Origin of the sequence: Bradyrhizobium sp. BLXBL-03 (assembly GCF_051853015.1) — a bacterium.
Taxonomy (GTDB): domain Bacteria; phylum Pseudomonadota; class Alphaproteobacteria; order Rhizobiales; family Xanthobacteraceae; genus Bradyrhizobium; species Bradyrhizobium manausense.
Genome location: NZ_CP182470.1, coordinates 2428919 through 2447869, shown reverse-complemented (window position 1 = coordinate 2447869; position 18951 = coordinate 2428919). Strand labels below are relative to the sequence as shown.

The 18951-nt window shown below is 64.7% G+C and carries 15 protein-coding genes; 9 read left to right on the top strand and 6 right to left on the bottom strand.

Annotated features, from left to right (window positions below; genetic code table 11):
- Window positions 1-57 precede the first annotated feature (57 nt).
- Entirely contained in the window at window positions 58-774 is a 717-nt protein-coding gene (locus ACNJX9_RS11620; RefSeq protein WP_439408876.1) for a hypothetical protein, read from the bottom strand.
- A gap of 275 nt (window positions 775-1049) precedes the next feature.
- Here ACNJX9_RS11620 and ACNJX9_RS11615 point away from each other — a divergent pair, with 275 nt between their 5' ends.
- The 4 genes from ACNJX9_RS11615 to ACNJX9_RS11600 all read left to right on the top strand — a co-directional run bounded on the left by ACNJX9_RS11615 (window position 1050) and on the right by ACNJX9_RS11600 (window position 5059).
- The gene (locus tag ACNJX9_RS11615; protein WP_057747310.1) at window positions 1050-1973 is read left to right on the top strand and encodes an ABC transporter ATP-binding protein; all 924 of its coding nucleotides are present in this window, start codon (window positions 1050-1052) and stop codon (window positions 1971-1973) included.
- Entirely contained in the window at window positions 1970-2731 is a 762-nt protein-coding gene (locus tag ACNJX9_RS11610) for an ABC transporter permease (RefSeq protein ID WP_057747300.1), read from the top strand. Before ACNJX9_RS11615 ends, ACNJX9_RS11610 begins: the two co-directional genes overlap by 4 nt.
- Window positions 2732-3154: 423 nt before the next feature.
- On the top strand, window positions 3155-3937 hold the full coding sequence (locus tag ACNJX9_RS11605) for a L,D-transpeptidase family protein (protein WP_439408873.1): 783 nt from the start codon (window positions 3155-3157) through the stop codon (window positions 3935-3937).
- A 183-nt stretch (window positions 3938-4120) separates the two neighbouring features.
- Window positions 4121-5059, top strand: coding sequence for a glycerophosphodiester phosphodiesterase (locus tag ACNJX9_RS11600; RefSeq protein WP_439408872.1), 939 nt, complete (start codon window positions 4121-4123; stop codon window positions 5057-5059).
- Between the two features lie 106 nt (window positions 5060-5165).
- Here the strand turns inward: ACNJX9_RS11600 and ACNJX9_RS11595 are convergent, their stop codons facing one another.
- The gene (locus ACNJX9_RS11595; RefSeq protein ID WP_439408870.1) at window positions 5166-7448 is read right to left on the bottom strand and encodes a fused MFS/spermidine synthase; all 2283 of its coding nucleotides are present in this window, start codon (window positions 7446-7448) and stop codon (window positions 5166-5168) included.
- Window positions 7449-7664: 216 nt separating this feature from the next.
- Between ACNJX9_RS11595 and ACNJX9_RS11590 the strand changes: the two genes are divergently transcribed.
- Window positions 7665-9275 carry a phytoene desaturase family protein gene (locus tag ACNJX9_RS11590; protein WP_439408869.1) on the top strand — a complete coding sequence of 537 codons (1611 nt, stop codon included), beginning with the start codon at window positions 7665-7667 and terminating at the stop codon, window positions 9273-9275.
- A 311-nt stretch (window positions 9276-9586) separates the two neighbouring features.
- On the opposite strand, the gene ACNJX9_RS11585 is transcribed toward ACNJX9_RS11590, so the two are convergent.
- Window positions 9587-9742, bottom strand: a complete 156-nt coding sequence (locus ACNJX9_RS11585) for a Flp family type IVb pilin (protein ID WP_083514188.1) — start codon at window positions 9740-9742, stop codon at window positions 9587-9589.
- 162 nt (window positions 9743-9904) lie between these two features.
- Here ACNJX9_RS11585 and ACNJX9_RS11580 point away from each other — a divergent pair, with 162 nt between their 5' ends.
- Window positions 9905-10792, top strand: coding sequence for a 50S ribosomal protein L11 methyltransferase (locus ACNJX9_RS11580; protein WP_439408868.1), 888 nt, complete (start codon window positions 9905-9907; stop codon window positions 10790-10792).
- Window positions 10793-10919: 127 nt separating this feature from the next.
- Here ACNJX9_RS11580 and ACNJX9_RS11575 read toward each other — a convergent pair whose 3' ends face one another.
- Window positions 10920-11093 (bottom strand): hypothetical protein, encoded by a 174-nt coding sequence (locus tag ACNJX9_RS11575; protein ID WP_167354003.1) that lies wholly within the window; start codon window positions 11091-11093, stop codon window positions 10920-10922.
- A gap of 185 nt (window positions 11094-11278) precedes the next feature.
- Here ACNJX9_RS11575 and ACNJX9_RS11570 point away from each other — a divergent pair, with 185 nt between their 5' ends.
- A complete protein-coding gene (locus ACNJX9_RS11570; protein ID WP_439408866.1) occupies window positions 11279-13108 on the top strand; it encodes an aminopeptidase P family protein in 1830 nt (609 codons plus the stop codon).
- Window positions 13109-13217: 109 nt separating this feature from the next.
- Window positions 13218-14495, top strand: a complete 1278-nt coding sequence (locus ACNJX9_RS11565) for a multidrug effflux MFS transporter (RefSeq protein ID WP_439408865.1) — start codon at window positions 13218-13220, stop codon at window positions 14493-14495.
- 102 nt (window positions 14496-14597) lie between these two features.
- Here the strand turns inward: ACNJX9_RS11565 and ligA are convergent, their stop codons facing one another.
- A complete protein-coding gene (gene ligA, locus ACNJX9_RS11560; protein WP_439408863.1) occupies window positions 14598-16745 on the bottom strand; it encodes an NAD-dependent DNA ligase LigA in 2148 nt (715 codons plus the stop codon).
- A 120-nt stretch (window positions 16746-16865) separates the two neighbouring features.
- On the opposite strand from ligA, the gene ACNJX9_RS11555 reads away from it, so the two are divergent.
- Window positions 16866-17153: a GIY-YIG nuclease family protein gene (locus tag ACNJX9_RS11555; protein ID WP_439408861.1), complete on the top strand. Its 288-nt coding sequence runs from the start codon at window positions 16866-16868 to the stop codon at window positions 17151-17153.
- Window positions 17154-17267: 114 nt separating this feature from the next.
- On the opposite strand, the gene recN is transcribed toward ACNJX9_RS11555, so the two are convergent.
- Window positions 17268-18941 (bottom strand): DNA repair protein RecN, encoded by a 1674-nt coding sequence (gene recN, locus ACNJX9_RS11550; protein WP_439408859.1) that lies wholly within the window; start codon window positions 18939-18941, stop codon window positions 17268-17270.
- Window positions 18942-18951: the final 10 nt, after the last annotated feature.

The following is an 18951-nucleotide window of genomic DNA, read 5'->3' as shown; positions in this document are numbered from 1 at the left end:
CGCCGACAATCAAGTCGGCGGCGGCACAATCAGATCAGCATTCGCTGGCGCCAGGCCTCAGTTCCTCGCCGGCGCCGTCGCCGCCGCCGAGCGCGCGGCCCGCGGCGCCGCGCCGGGCTCGGCGACAGGTGCCGGACCGTGCGAACGGGCGATCGCGGCGTCGATCTCGGCGATGACGCGGCGCTGGATCGCCTCGTTCTTGTCGATGGTGATGTGGCCGACGCCGCTGCCGCGCACGTCGACATTGTCGAGCTTGCCGCGCAGGCCGGCCGCGGCGCGCACCGGCTCGCCCGGACCGTCGCCGATATAGATGTTGATGTAGCGCTCGGCGCCGGTCGACAGCCTGGTCTTGAATACGGAGTCGAGGCCGATCGCGAGCTTCACGGGCACGCCGAGCTGGTTCAGCTTGGCGATCATGTCAGGGAGCGCGGTCGCGCCGGAGGAATGGCCGACCAGGATGATGGTCTTGAGGCGGCCGGCCTTGTAGGCGGTCGCGGCTTCATCGGCGAGCGAGGACCAGGACACGAAGTTCGCGACCGTCACCGGGATACCCTGCGCCTCGAGCCTTGCACCGATCGTGTCGAGCCCGAGCGAGAAGATGTTGAGCACGCCGCGGAGCAGATAGACGTGCGTCGTTGCAGCGGCCTGGCTCGGCGCCGCCCTGGCGGGGGACGGGCTCATGGCAACAGCTGACAGCAGGAGCAGGCAGATCGCCCACACGCGGAGGGCGGGCAACTGGCTTGCGCCGGCGGTGTGACGGCCGTTCAGTCTCATTGATGTTTTCCCTGGGACATACGCTTCGCGATTGGCCGGAATCGTAGCCTTGGCCTGCTCGCAGACGCAACAAAGAGCCGCGTGAACGGCGATCTTCGCCACCATCCGTGACCATCGCGCAACACCTGCCCGAAACCTACCACCAATGGGCCGGTTTTGAGACCATTTTTCTCAAGGCGATTGCGACCGGGCAAGGCCATTCCTATTTCGGGGGTCCGCCGGACGAGCCCGCCAGGGCGCAGGTTCCGGTGCATCCCCCCACCCTAGCGGCCCCCATGTCCTCCATCATTTCCGTCGCCAACCTGTCCAAGACCTATGGGTCCGGATTCAAGGCACTCAAGAACGTCAATCTCGACATCAGGCGCGGCGAGATCTTTGCGCTGCTCGGCCCCAACGGCGCCGGCAAGACCACGCTGATCTCGATCATCTGCGGCATCGCCAATCCGAGCGAAGGCAAGGTTTTGGTCGGTGGCGAGGACATCCAGATCTCCTACCGCAAGGCGCGCTCGCTGATCGGCCTCGTGCCGCAAGAGCTCCATACCGACGCCTTCGAAAGCGTGTGGGCGACGGTGAGCTTCTCCCGCGGCCTGTTCGGCAAGCCGAAGAATCCGGCCCTGGTCGAGAAGATCCTCAAGGATCTGTCGCTCTGGGACAAGAAGGACAACAAGATCATCACGCTGTCCGGCGGCATGAAGCGCCGCGTGATGATCGCGAAAGCGCTCTCGCACGAGCCGCAGATCCTGTTCCTGGACGAGCCGACCGCCGGCGTCGACGTCGAGCTGCGCAAGGGCATGTGGGAAGTGGTGCGGGCCTTACAGCAATCCGGCGTCACCATCATCCTGACCACGCATTACATCGAGGAAGCCGAGGAGATGGCCGACCGCATCGGCGTCATCAACAAGGGCGAGATCGTGCTGGTCGAGGACAAGACGACCCTGATGCAAAAGCTAGGCAGGAAACGGCTGACGCTGCATTTGCAGGGTAAGCTCGGCGCGCTGCCGGAGAGCCTCAGCAAATACAAGCTCGAGCTTTGCGACAGCGGGGCGACGCTGGTCTACGACTACGACACCAAGGGCGAGCGCACCGGCATCACCAGCCTGCTCAGCGACCTCCGCACCGCCGGCATCCGCTTCAACGATCTCGACACGACCCAATCGTCGCTCGAGGACATCTTCGTCGACCTCGTGAGGACGTCATGAACCACCGCGCCATCCGCGCCATCTATCTGTTCGAAATGGCACGCACCTGGCGCACGCTGCTGCAAAGCATCGTCTCGCCTGTCGTTTCGACCTCGCTCTATTTCGTGGTGTTCGGTGCTGCGATAGGCTCGCGCATCAGCCAGGTCGAGGGCGTCAGCTACGGCACATTCATCGTGCCGGGCCTGATCATGCTGTCGGTGCTGACGCAGAGCATCGCCAACGCCTCGTTCGGCATCTACTTCCCGAAATTCACCGGCACGATCTACGAGATCCTGTCGGCGCCGATCTCCTATTTCGAGATCGTGCTCGGCTATGTCGGCGCCGCCGCGACCAAGTCGATCATTCTGGGCCTGATCATCCTGGCGACAGCCGGCCTGTTCGTGCCGCTGCACATCCATCATCCGGTCTGGATGCTGGCCTTCCTGGTGCTGACTGCGGTGACGTTCAGCCTGTTCGGCTTCATCATCGGCATCTGGGCCGACGGGTTCGAGAAGCTGCAGATGATCCCGATGCTGGTGGTGACGCCGCTGACCTTCCTCGGCGGCAGCTTCTATTCCATCGACATGCTGCCGTCGACCTGGCGCACGCTGGCCCTGCTCAACCCGGTCGTCTATTTGATCTCCGGCTTCCGCTGGAGCTTCTACGAGATCGCTGACGTCAGCGTGTCCATCAGCATCGGCATGACGGTGGCGTTTCTGGCGATCTGCCTCGCCGTGATCTGGTGGATCTTCCGGACCGGATATCGGCTGAAGAACTGATTGCGGATCAGTAGCCCGGATGGAGCGAAGCGAAATCCGGGACAGCCGTCACCTCAGGCACAAAGACCCCGGATTGCGCTTCGCTCCATCCGGGCTACTGCGGCATAAGTTCATCAGTCCAAGCGATGGACGGCGGCGAAAGCCGCGTCTGGAAGGGCCACCATCAACGCGCAAGGCGGCCAAATGGTTGCGCCTTTGTCATGAATTGTCGGCGTTATGAACGTCCGCCCGCTCGCGAAAATGTCAGCACCGGCAGCGCCGGCGCGGCACAAAGCGGCCTTGCTTACGCCCGGCATCGCGTTAACGATGGCAGGAAGGTGAGCTAGGCAGGCCGCTGGAACGAAAGCCGGATTGCAGGCATAGTGCATGCCGGGGACGGAGAGCCGCGGCGCTAGCAAGAACAGGCCGGAGGCCAGACGTCAGATGCGTTCGTTTCTTATCGCTTTCACTTCGTTGATGCTCTTGAGCGCGGGCACCGCGCAGGCCAAGGTCGACATTACCGTCGACAAGGACAATCAGCAGATGACCGTCGCGGTCGACGGCGTGACGCGCTACCGCTGGCCGGTGTCGACAGGCATCCCCTCGCGCGAGACGCCAAATGGCTCGTTCCGCGCCTTCCGCATGGAAGAGGATCACTTCTCCAAGGAATTCGACGACGCGCCGATGCCGCACTCGATCTTCTTCACCAAGATCGGGCACGCCATCCACGGCACCGACTCGGTCGGACGATTGGGCACGCCCGCCTCGCATGGCTGCGTGCGGCTGTCGCGTCAGAACGCCTCGACGCTCTACGCGCTGGTGCAGGAGCAGGGCGTGCTCAACACCACGGTGACGCTGACCGGCTCGGCGCAGGTCGCGCTGGCCCGCAACCCGCGCGGCCGCGCCAACAATGCGGTGGCCCGTGCCCAGCAGCCGGCCGAGGAGCAGCAGTACGCCACCTCTGGCGATCCCGTCAGTCTGACACCGCCGATGCAGCCAGCGCGGCGCTACGATGACAATTACATCTATCCCGCCGACGGCAGCGACACCGGCGCGCGCTATCCGGCGCCGCGCCCGATCACCCGCCCCTATGGCACCCAGGTCTACCAGCACCTGCCGCAGCCGCAGCAGCCGACCTACGACCCGGCCTATAGCCAGCAGGGCTATTACTATCAGCCGCAGCCGCGCCAATACTATCAGCCGCGCAATTACTACTACCAGAACTGACGCTATCGCTTGAGTTCGGCGCCGGCCCCGACGCCGAACTCTCACGGGGTGGACGGCGCAGTCGATGCCGATTATTGGTCGGTCCGGCTTAGGCTGCGGTTCCTCTTGCCATTCGCGGTCATGATGTCATTTCGTCCTGCACACCTGCTCGGCACGATCTGTCTTCTCGCTGCAGGAGGAGCCATGACTGGCAACGCGATGGCTTTCGATCTCGAGGCGCATCGCGGCGGACGGGCGCTGCTGCCGGAAAACACCCTGCCGGCCTTCGCCAACGCACTCACGATGGGCGTGGACACGCTCGAGCTCGATGTCGGCGTGACCTCGGACGGCGAGGTGGTCGTGTCGCATGAGCGCGGGCTCAATCCCGACCTCACGCGGGATGCTGGTGGCACCTATGTCACGGCACCAGGCACGCCCTTCGTCAAGCTGCGGTTCGCCGACGTCAGGACCTATGACGTCGGCCGGATCCGGCCGGACAGCGCCTATGCGAAGCAGTTTCCCGACCAGCGTGCCGTGCCGGGGACGCGCATTCCCACGCTGAAGGAGCTGTTCGCACTGGTGCGCAAATCCGGCAACGACCGCGTGCGCTTCAACATCGAGACCAAGATCGATCCCGATCATCCCGATGAATCGCTGGAGCCGCAGCCCTTCGTCACGAAGCTGCTCGGGGTGATCGAGGACGAAAAATTCTCGGGCCGCGTCATGATCCAGTCGTTCGACTGGCGGACCTTGCTCCTCGTCCAGCAGCAGGCCCCGGCCATTCCGACGGTTTATCTGACACTGCAGCGCGGCCCGGCACCGACGATCGCCCTCGACAAGGCCACCAGCTGGACGGCGGGTTTCAACCCGGCCGATCACGGCGGCTCGCTGCCGCGGACCATCAAGGCCGCGGGCGGCGCGGTGTGGTCACCCTATTTCGGCGACGTGACCGCGGCACTCGTCGCAGAGGCGCATACGCTTGGGTTGCGCATCGTGGTCTGGACCGTCAACAAGCCCGACGACATGGCCCGGATGATCGAGCTCGGCGTCGACGGCATCATCTCCGACAGACCCGACCTGCTGCGGCAGGTGGCCGGCGAGAAGGGCATAAAGCTGCCGGCGGGAACACCGGTCCAGCCGTAAGCCCTCCACCTTGTAGCCCGGATGGAGCGCAGCGAAATCCGGAAGCGGTGTGGCCCAAGCGCAGGGGGTCCCGGATTACGCTTCGCTCCATCCGGGCTACGAAGCGCTACTGCTCCCCGAACCGCAAGCGCCGATACAGCGCGCCGAGGATGTTGGAATAGTCGTCGGTCCAGACCCGCACCTTCTCGTCCGCGTCGGTCTCCTCCCACTGCTTGGAGGACGCGAGCTTGCCGACGTCTTCAGCCTCGCGCGCGGAGATGACGACGTCGGTCGAGAAGATGTAATCGGCGTCGCGCCCCGAATCCTCGTCATAGACCCAGCTCTTCAGATCGTTGGCATCGGCAATGCCGACCACGACGGGCTCGAGATCGAGATGGCGGTTGGAGACGTGCATCACCACCGCGCCGTGAGGGGCGAGCTTGTCCTTATAGATCTTCATTGCCTCCTGGGTCGCGAGATGAATCGGGATCGCATCCGACGAATAGGCGTCGACGATGATGAGGTCGTAGATGCCGTCGGGTTCTCTGGCGAAGGTGAGGCGCGCGTCGCCGATGACCGGCTTCAGGTCCGGCAGGCAGCTCGAGATGTAGCGAAAGTTTTTGGGATCGCGCGCAGCATCGACCATGGACTGGTCGATCTCGAAGAATTTCCAGTCCTCGCCGGGTTCGGCGGCGCAGGCCAGCGTGCCTGATCCAACGCCGATCGCCGCGACCTTGAGCGGCGCGCCTTTGCGCTCGCGGATCGCTGTGATGGCCTGCCCGATGCCGCCGTCCCGGTGATAATAGGTGATCGGCTCCGGCCGGCCGGTGACCGGCGTGCCGTCATTGTTGCGGAAGCGCTCGGCGCCGTGAATCGTGGTGCCGTGCATCAGCACATGGAAATAGCCGCCCGGCGTCTCCACGATCTTGTGCACGCCGAAGAAGCTGCGCACCGTGGTGACCCGGCCTTCGTCGGCCGGATAGATTCGGATCAATGCGAGCGCGAGCGCGACAGTGGCAAAGATCTTCCAGCGACTGGCATTGAGTGCGAGCGCCAGCAGCGCAGCCAGCACGCCGACGGCGCCAGCGACCCAGACGCGCTGATCCTGGAGCCAGGTCGAAACACTGCCCGTCGTACAAGACGGTGCAATCAGCACGACCGCGAGCACGGCCAGTGCCAGCCAATACCATTTCACGATGACCGCAGGACGCTCGTTCGCCGACGGCCGGCACAGCGCGGCAAGCGCGATCAGGATCGGATATTCGGCGATCCAGGAGAAGGTGAAGGGCGCGACGAGGCCCGCAAAGAGACCGCCGACCATGCCGCCGAACGACAGCGCGACATAGAAGCCGGTGAGATATTTGGCGGCCGGGCGGGTCCGCGCCAGCTCGCCGTGACAGGCCATGGCGATGATGAAGAAGCAGAGCTGATGGCCGCCAAGCGTCAGCAGCAGATTCTGCTCGCCGCCGAAGGCCAGCAGGATGACGACGCCCGCGATCGCGGCAGGCTGGAGCAACAGCATCCATTTGTGCGGCAAAAGCGGCCGCGACTGAAACACCACCACCCAGGTCAGCAGATACAGCGACAGCGGCAGCACCCACAGCAGCGGCGCCGCCGCGACGTCGGTGGAGATATGCGCGGTGACCGCGATCAGCAGGCCTGACGGGACTGCTGCGAGGAAGATCCAGCGCAGCCGCGTCACGATGCCTGGCGCCGGCGCATTCGCCTCTTCGGCACGCATATCGGCCAATGCAAGCTTCGGCGAGCGCAACAACAGCACGCCGCAAGCGGCGATCAGCAGGATCAGCAGGCCGTAGCCGCCGGTCCAGAGCCGGTTCTGCGTGTGCAACGTGAACATCGGCTCCAGCAGAAAGGGATAGGACAGCAGCGCGAGGAAGCTGCCGATGTTCGACGACGCATAGAGGAAATACGGATCGTGGCCATCAGGGTGGCCGGTGCGAACGAACCACGCCTGCAGCAGCGGATTGTTGGCAGCGAGCGCGAAGAAAGGCAGCCCGATCGACATCACGAACAGGCCGAGCAGCCACAGCGCATAGCCCGACGCCGGCGGTTCGCCATAGGCGCTGGCGATGCCGAGCGGCAGCGTCACGAAAGCCGCGATCAGCAGCACCAGATGCACCCCGACCGGAACCAGGCGGTTTTTCACCTGCATCAGCAGATGCGCATAGGCATAGCCCGCCAGCAGCAACGACTGGAAGAACACCATCGCCACCGACCACACCGCCGGCGAGCCGCCGAGCCGCGGCAGCACCATTTTCGTGAACAGCGGCTGCACCGAGAACAGCAACAGCGCGCTGACGAAAATCGCGGCCGTGTAGACTGTCAGCAGCAGCCGGTTGCGCAAGGCGGACGGCTGCTCCGTGGCAGCGGGTTGCACGATCGAATCCATGGGAGCTCCGGCATTCCTCCGGCGCGCGCCGGGCGCGCGCAATGGAGCACACCACGCCTGAACGGGCAATAAATGGTCTCGTGATGTTGCAGGCGGGAATGCTTGATATAGAGATGTCATTCCGGGGCGCCTCGAAGAGGCGAACCCGGAATCTCGAGATTCCGGGTCTGGTCCTTCGGACCATCCCGGAATGACAGCGGAACATTAGACCTCATCATGACCGAAACCGACGTCGTCATCATCGGCGCTGGCCATAACGGCCTCACCTGCGCGGCCTATCTCGCGATGGCGGGCTTGCGCGTGCATGTGGTCGAGCGCCGCAGGGTGGTCGGCGGGGCGGCTGTCACGGAGGAGTTTCATCCGGGCTTTCGCAACTCGGTCGCGGCCTACACGGTGAGCCTGCTCAATCCGCAAGTCATCCGCGACCTCGGACTTGCAGAACAAGGCCTGCGCGTGGTCGAACGGCGCGCGCAGAATTTTCTGCCCGCGCCCGACGGCAGCTATCTCCTCACCGGCGAGGGGCGGACCAAGGCGTCGGTTGCGCGGCTCAGCGCGCGCGATGCCGATGCGCTCGATGGTTTTTCGCGCGAGCTCGAGGACATCGCCGACGTGCTGCGACAGTTCGTGCTGCGCGCGCCGCCGAACCTGCTCGACAGTTTTGGCATCGGCGCGATCCGCGAGGCCGCGAATGCGCTGGCGACAGCCAACATCCTGCGCACCCTGACGCTGGAGCAAAGCCGCAGCCTGCTCGATCTCTTCACCCGATCGGCCGGCGAGATGCTGGATGAACGCTTCCAGCACGATCTGGTCAAGGCGCTGTTCGGCTTCGATGCCATCGTCGGCAACTACGCCAGCCCTTATGCGGCCGGCTCGGCCTATGTGATGCTGCATCACGCCTTCGGCGAGGTGAACGGCAAGAAAGGCGTCTGGGGCCACGCCATCGGCGGCATGGGTGCGATCACGCAGGCCATGGCGCGCGCCGCCCGCGCGCGCGGCGTCACGATCGATCTCGATGCCGGCGTGCGCGAGGTCATCGTCGAGCGCGACCGCGCCGCCGGCGTGGTGCTGGAGAACGGCACCATGATCCGCGCAAGATACGTCGCGGCCAACGTCAATCCCAAACTGCTCTACACGCAGCTGGTCGCAGCCGACGCACTGCCCGCAGATTTCCTCGCCCGCATCCAGTACTGGAAGAACGGCTCCGGCACCTTCCGCATGAACGTGGCGCTGGACCGCCTGCCCACCTTCACGGCGCTGCCTGGCGACGGCGATCATCTCACCTCCGGCATCATCGTGGCACCAAGCCTGGCCTACATGGACCGCGCCTGGCTCGACGCGCGGGCGCAGGGCTGGAGCAAACAGCCGATCGTCGAGATGCTGATCCCCTCGACGCTCGACGACACGCTCGCGCCGGCGGGCAAGCACGTCGCCAGCCTGTTCTGCCAACACGTCGCGCCGGACCTGCCCGACGGCAAATCCTGGGATGATCATCGCGAGGAGGTCGCCGATCTCATGATCGCGACGGTGGACAGTTACGCGCCGGGCTTTGCGGCAAGCGTGCTCGGCCGCCAGATCCTCTCCCCGCTGGATCTCGAGCGACAATTCGGCCTGCTAGGGGGCGACATCTTCCATGGCGCGCTGACGCTGAACCAGCTGTTCTCGGCGCGGCCAATGCTGGGTCATGCCGATTATCGCGGGCCCCTGAAGGGCCTCTATCATTGCGGCTCAGGGGCCCATCCCGGCGGCGGCGTCACCGGCGCCCCCGGCCACAACGCGGCGCAGGCGATCCTGCGCGATCACCGCAGCCTGTTCGCAGGCCGTGGATAGGTCTGTGGATGGGCTTGTGGATGGGCTGTGGACAGACCTGTTGGCAGGGCTGTGGTGAAGCGGTGGGATCCTCACGCGACCGCCAGGTACATCGAGGGATCAAGCTGTGGAGAAGGGGCTGGATAGACCGCGGACAAGCCGGTGGAAGACTTCACGATCGCGAGTGGACAACCTGTGGCCACAGGCGGCGATCTCAGCCTCGCTTGCTCCCAAAACGACATCGCCCACCAGGGGGCAACTCCCTGGCAGGCGGTCGTCGAAAAAAGCCGTCTATGAAGAAAATGGCCCCGCTGGGAAATGGGAGGCTGAAATCACTTCAAGGAGGTGCTAATCGAACCGAACTTGTCGTTCATCGTGGTGCCCAGGCTGTTCACCACGGTGATGATGGCCAGCGCGATGCCGGCCGCGATCAGGCCGTATTCGATCGCAGTCGCGCCGGATTCATCGGACCAGAACTTCAAAATCATGTGCTTCAAGACTCGCCTCCGTTTTCGATTCCGAGCGGTGTTGGTTGGAACGTCGGGGATTCTACGGGGCACAACCTACAGTCCGGTTAACCCGGGAACCGCAAGTTATGCGGAAAATTGGGAACAAAAGTTCTCCAAATTGAATCCAATGGAACCCTGAGCATGCAGCCTTCTCCCACCCATCGCGCCAGCTTTTCCATCGGCAACGAGGCTGCTGCCAGGCGTGTCGTCGACCTGCTGACGGAAGTCTTTTTCGAGGGCGATGCTGCGGTTGCCGCTTTCGAACGACCGGATGGACAATGGGATGTCACGCTGCATTTTGCAGAGGCGCCCGATCACGAACTGCTCCGCGAACTCGTTGCAACTTCAGCAGGAAATGACATCGCCGCGACGCTTGCATTCGACACGGTCGAAGCCAAGGACTGGGTCAAGGCCAGCCTGGAGGACCTCGTGCCGGTGCCGGCCGGACGCTTCGTCGTCCATGGCAGCCACGACCGCGACCGCGTGGCGCCAAACAAGCTCGCCATCGAGATCGAGGCGGCCCTCGCCTTCGGCACCGGACACCATGGCACCACGCGTGGCTGTTTACTTCTGCTTGACCATGTCCTGAAGCGCGCGCAGCCGAAGCGCGTGCTCGACCTCGGCACCGGGACCGGCGTGTTGGGCATCGCCGCGGCCAAGGCGCTGCATCGCGCCGTGCTGGCCTCGGACATCGACCCGCCCTCGGTGCGGGTTGCAGCCGAGAACGCCGCCCTGAACGAAACAGGTCAATATGTGCGGGTGATCCGCGCCACCGGCTTTGCCGCGCCGGACTTTGCCAAAAGCGGCCCGTTCGACCTGGTGCTGGCCAACATCCTGGCCAATCCGCTGCGGCAATTGGCGGGCCCGATGGCCCGGCATCTTGCGCCCGGCGCTCGCGTCATCCTCTCCGGCCTGTTGACCCACCAGGCCCCCGCAGTGATCGCCGCCTACCGCGCGCGCGGCCTGGTGCCGCTGCGGCATCTGCGGATTGAGGGGTGGAGCAGCTTGTTGCTGAGGAAGGTCTCGTAGGCTGGGTTAGCCCCGCAGATGCGCGAAGCGCATCTGCTCGGCGTAACCCACCTCTTCTGCCTCGACGGCTACACACAGCGGTGGGTTACGACTTCGGCTAACCTACCCTACGACACCGTCGATGTGGCTACTTCATCGGCTTCTCGTCACCGCGCGCCGAAGCGCGCAACGCCCGCCTTGCACGACGTTCGGCGAAACGCTCGATCATCTGGCTGATGAGGCCGCGCGGCTTCTTCGGTGTCGTTGCAACCGGCGCGCGGCGCACCGGCGGCGAAATCTTCTCAAAAGTGAACGATGGCATCGTGTGTCCCCTCGCCGTTGAGATGAACCACTTGCTCGAACTTCCCTGTTATCCGGACGAAGCGCAACTGCCGCATCCATTACTCCACTCAATTCGAATGGAACATTTTCAAGCACAGTCCATGCCAGATGAAAGGGCAATTGCGTCTACATTGCGGACTGATCCCCATGATCCTAAACTGAGCCATGTTCGAAGCACACTTCCAGACATTCGAGGAGCCCGAGGCCGGCGTCGCATTGACGGCGCGTCTGGCTGCGCTCCGTGAAGAACTCGCCCGCCGCAAGCTGACCGGCTTCGTCGTTCCGCGCGCCGATCAGCAGCAGAATGAATATGTGGCGCCCTCCGAAGAGCGGCTCGCCTGGCTGACCGGCTTCACCGGCTCGGCGGGACTTGCCGTGGTGCTGGCCCAGGAAGCCGCTGTCTTCGTCGACGGCCGCTACACCATCCAGGCCGCCAAGCAGGTCGACCCCAAGGCATGGGCGGTGGAATCGCTGATCGATCCGCCGCCGGAGAGCTGGATCTCGGCGCATCTCAAATCGGGCGATCGCCTAGGATTTGATCCGTGGCTGCACACTTTTTCGGCAGCCGAACGCCTTTCGGCCGCCTGCAGCAAGGCCGGCGCCGAACTGGTGGCGGTCGACAGCAACCCGGTCGACGCAGTCTGGCAGGACCGGCCACATCAGCCGATCGCACCGGTCGCGATCCACGGCCTGCAATATGCGGGGGTCGCCGAGGCCGAGAAGGTGGCGCAGATCAAGAGCGAGATCGAGAAGCTCGGTGCCGAGGCGCTGGTGCTGTCGGACAGCCATGCGGTCGCCTGGACCTTCAACATCCGCGGCGCCGACGTCGCACACACGCCGCTGCCGCTGTCCTACGCGCTGGTGCCCAAGGTCGGCCGTCCCACCGTGTTCATCGACCACCGCAAGCTCTCCAATCTGACGCGGGACCATCTCGAGCAATCGGCCGACGTGCGCGAGCCCGACGCGCTGACGCCGACGCTGATGGCGCTGGCCAAAAGCGGTGCTGCGATCGCCCTCGATGGCGCTACCGCGGCCGAGGCGCTGAGCCGGTTGATCACCGAGGGCGGCGGCAAGCCGCTGCGCGGCAGCGATCCGATCGCGCTGCTGAAGGCGGTGAAGAACGCCACCGAGATCAAGGGGACGCAGACGGCGCACCGGCGCGATGCCATCGCGCTGGCGCGCTTCCTTGCGTTCATCGATCGCGAGGCAGGAAGCGGCAAGCTCACCGAGATCGACGCCGTCGAGGCGCTGGAGACCTTTCGTCGCGACACCGGTGCGTTGAAGGACGTGTCGTTCCCGACCATCTCGGGAACGGGGCCGAACGGCGCCATCGTGCATTACCGCGTCACCCGCAAGAGCAACCGGCGCATCGTGCCGGGCGATCTCCTGCTGATCGATTCCGGCGCGCAATATGAAGACGGCACCACCGACGTGACCCGCACCATGGCGATCGGCGAGCCGACCGACGAGATGCGCGACCGCTTCACCCGCGTGCTGCGCGGCCATATCGCGATCGCGCGCGCGGTCTTCCCCGACGGCACCACGGGCGCGCAGCTCGACACGCTGGCGCGGCAATATCTGTGGGCCGCCGGAATCGATTTCGAGCACGGCACCGGCCATGGCGTCGGCAGTTATCTCAGCGTGCATGAAGGCCCGGCGCGGATCTCGAAACTCGGCACCACGGCGCTGAAGCGCGGCATGATCCTCTCCAACGAACCAGGCTATTACAAGACCGACGCCTTCGGCATCCGCATCGAGAATCTCGAGCTGGTGGTCGCGGCCGACATCAAGGGCGCCGAGAAAGCGATGAACGCGTTCGAGACGCTGACCTTGGCGCCGATCGATCGCCGGCTCATTGACACAGCGATGCTGAGCAAGGACGAGCTGGCCTGGCTCAACGCCTACCACGCCCGCGTCCGCACAGAGGTGGGGCCGGCGCTGGACGAGGCGACCAGGGCGTGGCTGGATCAGGCGACAGCGGAGCTGACGGCCTAGACGATGCGCGCATAGCGCCACGCAACTGGCGCAACGCTCCAGCATCGCGCATAGCCGCATACCGAAACGACCATGTTCGCGGCCGCAGCGATGCGGCTAGTGTCGATCCATGCACGGTATGATCAGCCAACCGCCGGGAGCGGCAACCAACATCGCGACTTCGCGCGTGGTGCTGCTGTTGCTGGTCGTCATGACCGGGATCGCGCCGATCTCGCTCTACATCCTGGTTCCGGCATTGCCCGTGCTGGCGACGAATTTCGGGCGCGACATCTCGATCGCGCAGATGACGGTGTCGCTCTACATGGTCGGCATCGCGCTATCGCAGCTCACCATGGGGCCGCTGTCGGACAGATTCGGCCGGCGTCCGGTTCTGCTTGGCGGCCTTGCGCTGATGGTCGCGGCGAGCATCGCCTGCATCTTCGCGCAAGACCTGCCGCAACTGATCGCGGCGCGCTTCTTCCAGGCGCTGGGCGGCGCCTCCGGCATGGTGATCAGCCGCGCCATCATCCGCGACATCTACGAACGCGACCGTGTCGCCTCGATGATCAGCCTCGTGGTTGCCGCCCTCATGATCGGACAAATGGTTTCGCCGCTGACCGGCGGCCTGATCGAGACCGCATTCGGCTGGCGCGCGATCTTCTACGCCGTCACCTTCGGCGCGGTTGCCGTCGCAATCGGCATCGCAATCGCACTGCCCGAAACGCGCCGCGACCGCGCAGTCGGCAGCGGCGGCTTTCGCAGCGACGTCGGCAGCCTGATCAAGAGCCGCGCCTTCATCGGCTATGTGATGTGCCAGGTGCTGGCCTCGCAGATCATCTTCACCTTCGCCGGCGGCGGACCCTATATCGTCGTGACGCAGATGGGCCGGACCAGTGCCGAATACGGCGCGTGGTTCGCCACGACAGGCTTTGCGTATCTCGTCGGGAATCTGCTCTGCGTGCGCTTTGCGCCGCGGCATTCGCTGGAGAAGCTGATCTGGTTTGGGCTGGCCCTGCAACTCTGCGGCAGCCTGCTGAATCTGCTCTGGAGTTTCACCGGCTGGAACGAGGCCCCAGGCTGGCTGTTCGGCACGCAGATGATCGTGATGGTCGGCAACGCCTTCGTGATGGCGAACTCTGCTGCGGGCGCCATCAGCGTCCGCCCCGAGGCCGCCGGCACCGCGTCGGGCGCCATGGGCTTTCTCCAGCAGGGTATCGGCGCGCTGATGTCGCAATTCGGCGCCTATCTCGGCGGCCATTCCGCAACGACCCTGCCGCTGACCTCGGCCGTGCTCGCGATCTCGCTGCTCTGCGCCTGCATGATGATCTTCGTCGTGCCGCGCCGGGACGTCATGGTGAGCGAGGAATTGATCGAGCAGGCGGAGGAGGAAGAGAGCGGGATGATGTGAGATTTTCTCACCGTCATTCCGGGGCGCCTCGAAGAGGCGAACCCGGAATCCCGAACTTCCGGGTTCGATGCTTCGCATCGCCCCGGAACGACAATACCAGCATCACTCCCCGATCAGCGCCAACCACTCATCCTCGGTGAGCACCTTGACGCCATGCTTGTTGGCGTCCGCGAGCTTCGAGCCGGCACCGGGGCCGGCGACGACGAGATCCGTCTTCTTCGACACCGAGCCCGAGACCTTGGCGCCAAGCCGCTCGGCGGTGGCCTTGGCCTCATCCCGCGTCATCTTCTCCAGCGAGCCCGTGAACACCACCGTCTTGCCGGCAACCGCCGAGTTGCTCTTCGGCTTTTCGGCGTCGATGATCTCGACCTCCCTGGTCAGCCGCTCGACGATGCCGCGGTTGTGGCTCTCGCCGAAATAATCGGCGATGCTCTTGATCACGGTATCGCCGATCTGGTCGAGCGCATCCATCTCCGCCATCGCCTCCTCGTCGCCCTTGGCGACCTTGAGGCAGGCGTCGTGGAAGGCATCCCAGGAGCCGTAGCCACGCGCAAGCGCCAGCGCGGTGGTTTCGCCGACATGGCGCATGCCGAGCGCATAGATGAAGCGCTCCAGCGCAATTCTGCGCCGGCTCTCGATGGCACTGAACAGATTGCGCACCGAGGTCGCGCCGTAGCCCTCGACCTCCTCGAGCTTGAGCCTGGAGTTGCGCTTCTCCAGCGTGAAGATGTCGGCGGGCTCTTTCACCCAGCCCTCGTCGAAGAAATACTGCAGCTGCTTCTCGCCGAGGCCGTCGATATCGAAGGCGCGCCGTGACACGAACAGCTTGAGGTGCTCGATCTTCTGATAGGGGCAGGCAAACTCGCCGGTGCAGCGCGCGCGCGAACCTTCTTCGCCCGTCGCGGTCTCCTCGCGCACGACGTCGGTATGCAGCGGGCACGGGCACTTCTTCGGGAAAGCGAATTCCTTCGCACCCTTCGGCCGCTTGTCGAGCACGACGTCGACGACCTGCGGGATCACGTCGCCGGCGCGCTGGATCACGACGGTATCGCCGATCCTGATGTCGCGCCCCTCGCGCAGCACCTCGCCCTTGTTGCCGATGCCCTTGATGTAGTCCTCGTTGTGCAGGGTGACGTTCTGCACGATCACGCCGCCGACACCGACCGGCTCGAGCTTGCCGACCGGCGTGAACGAGCCGGTGCGGCCGACCTGGATCTCGATGTCGCGCAGCACGGTCATGGCTCGCTCCGCCGGGAATTTATGTGCAATGCCCCAGCGCGGCGTGCGCGAGACGAAACCGAGCCGTTCCTGCCAGTCGATGCGATCGACCTTGTAGACGACGCCGTCGATGTCGTAGTCGAGCTCGGCGCGCTGCTCCTCGATGCTCTGGTGGAACGCGATCAGTTCCTCGACGGAGTGACAGAGTTTTGTCAGCGGATTGGTCTTGAAGCCGCAGCGCTCGAACCAGTGGATCATGCCGGTCTGCGTCCGCTCCGGCATCGCGCTCATCTCGCCCCAGGCATAGGCGAAGAAGCCGAGGGGACGCGAGGCGGTGATGCCAGGATCCTTCTGCCGCAAGGAGCCTGCGGCCGAATTGCGCGGGTTGGCGAAGATGGTGTCGCCCGCCGCCTTCTGCCGCTCATTGAGCGCGAGGAAGGCCTTCTTGGTCATGTAGACCTCGCCGCGCACCTCGCAGATGTCAGGGATGTTGCGGCCCTTCAGCTTCTGCGGCACGTCCTCGAGCGTGCGGATATTGGCGGTGACGTCCTCGCCGACCGCGCCGTCGCCGCGCGTCGCCGCCGTGACGAGCTCGCCGCCCTCGTAGCGCAGCGACATCGACAGGCCGTCAATCTTGGGCTCGGCCGAAAAATTGATCTTGTCGTCGTCGAGCTTGAGGAAGCGCACGATGCGACCAACGAAGTCGCGGACGTCCTCCTCGGCAAACGCGTTGTCGAGCGACAGCATCGGAACGGAATGCTGCACCTTCCTGAAGCGCCCTGACGGCGCCGCGCCGACCTTTTGCGACGGTGACTCCGCACTGACGAATTCCGGAAAGCGCTTTTCGATCGCATTGAAGCGCTGACGCAGGGCATCGTACTCGGCGTCGGTAACGGTGGGCGCGTCCTCTTGATAATAGCGCTCGTTGTGCCCCTCGATCTCGAGCGACAGCCGCATATGCTCGACCTTGGCCTGTGCCTTGGTGAGTTCGGCGACGTCACGAAGCGTTTTGGATTTTGCTGCTCTGGCCATTACACTTAAGGTTGCGTCTCGTCGTTCCGGGATGGTCCGAAGGACCAGACCCGGAACCTCGAGATTCCGGGTTCGCACCTCGTGCGCCCCGGAATGACTGTTGGGATGGGCTCGGAAATCATGGCGTACTACGTCTATATCCTAGCAAGCCGGCGGGACGGAGCAATCTATGTCGGCGTTACCAATGACCTTGTACGCCGCGTCTATGAGCATCGAATCAAGGCCGTGCCAGGCTTCACGAAGAAATACAACATCACGCAGCTCGTTTGGTTCGAGACCTATGATGATCCAATCTCCGCAATATCGCGCGAGAAAGAACTCAAGAAGTGGAAGAGAGTTTGGAAAACCCAACTTATCGAGAAGGACAATCCGAACTTGAATGATCTCTACGAATCGATCTGCAAATGAGACGTCATTCCGGGGCGGCTCGAGGAGCCGAACCTCAGGTGCGCAATTGCGCACCGGGGAATCTCGAGATTCCGGGTTCGATGCTGCGCATCGCCCCGGAATGACGGTGGGGGTCTAAGCCGTCGCCGCTTTGAGCAGCCGCTCCGCGGCGGCCCGCGCCTCGGCCGTGATCTCGGCGCCGGCGAGCATGCGGGCGATTTCCTCGCGACGGTGGTCAGCGGCGAGCGCATTGACGCGGGTGGCGACGCGCTTGCCCTTGTCGAGGGCGTCCTTGGAGATCAGCAGGTGCTGGTCGGCGCGGGCTGCGACCTGCGGGGCGTGGGTCACGGCCATCACCTGAACCTTGCCGGCGAGCCGTGCCAGCCGCGCGCCGATCGCATCCGCGACCGCGCCGCCGACGCCGGTGTCGATCTCGTCGAACACGAGGGTCGGTGCCGAGCCGCGGTCGGACAGCACGACCTTGAGCGCCAGCAGGAAGCGCGAGAGCTCGCCGCCGGAGGCGACCTTCATCATCGGCCCCGGCTTGGTGCCCGGATTGGTCTGCACCCAGAACTCGACGCGATCGAAGCCTTGCGGCCCCGGCGCGGCTTCGTCCGTCGTGACCTGGGTGATGAATTTGGCGCGTTCGAGCTTGAGCGGCGCGAGCTCGGCATTGACCGCCTTGTTGAGCTTCTCGGCCGATTTCTGCCTGCTGGCGGAGAGCTTTTTCGCAGCGGCAGCATAGCGTACGTCGGCCTCGATCGCGGCCTGCTCCAGCTTCTTCAGGCGCGAGGCGCCGGCATCGATCAGCACGACATCGGCAGCGTATTTGGCGGCGAGCGCGGCGAGGCCATCGACCGGCGTCGAATATTTGCGCGAGGCGGCGCGCAGGGCGAACAACCGCTCCTCGATGCGCTCGAGCTCGGCCGGGTCGAAATCGGTTGCGGCGAGCGCGGCCAGGAGATGCTGGTCGGCCTCCTCCAGTGCATTGATCGCGACGTCGATCGCCTTCACAGCAGGCTCGACCAGCGCCGGCGAATTGACGCCGCGACGCTCCAGCCGGCGCACCGCAGCCGACAGCGCCGCGACCGGCGAATTGTGGCCGCCGACGACCTCCTGCGCCTCGCGCAGATCGGAGGCGATCTTCTCGCCCTGCATCATGGTGGTGCGACGATGAGCGAGCGAGGTCTCCTCGCCGTCCTTGGGCGCGAGCTGCTTCAGCTCGTCCGAGGCATGGCGCAGATAGTCGGCTTCGCGCGCGGCGCGCTCCATGCTGGCGCGATGCTCTTCCAGCTCGGTGTTGGCGGTCCGGCGCGCATCCCAGAGCGCTTCGACGGCAGCTACGTCCTTTTCGAGGCCGGCAAAGGCATCGAGCAGGCTGCGATGGGTGGCGGCATCGACCAGCGCCCGTTCATCATGCTGGCCGTGGATCTCGACCAGGGCGGCGCCGACCGCCTTCAGCGTCTGCACGCTGATCGCCTGGTCGTTGATGAAGGCGCGGGTGCGGCCGTCGGCGAGCTGGACCCGGCGCAAGATCATTTCGCCGGTATCTTCGAGCCCGTTCTCGGCCAGGATCTTCGTTGCGGGATGACTCTTCGGGATATCGAAGACGGCGGTCACCTGCCCCTGCTCCGCACCATGGCGCACAAGACCCGCGTCACCGCGGCCGCCGAGGGCCAACGCGAAGGCATCGAGCAGGATGGATTTGCCCGCCCCGGTCTCGCCGGTCAAAACCGCAAGCCCGGTGTCGAATTCGATATCGAGCCGTTCGATCAGGACGATGTCACGGATCGACAGACGCGCCAGCATGGAACCAGAT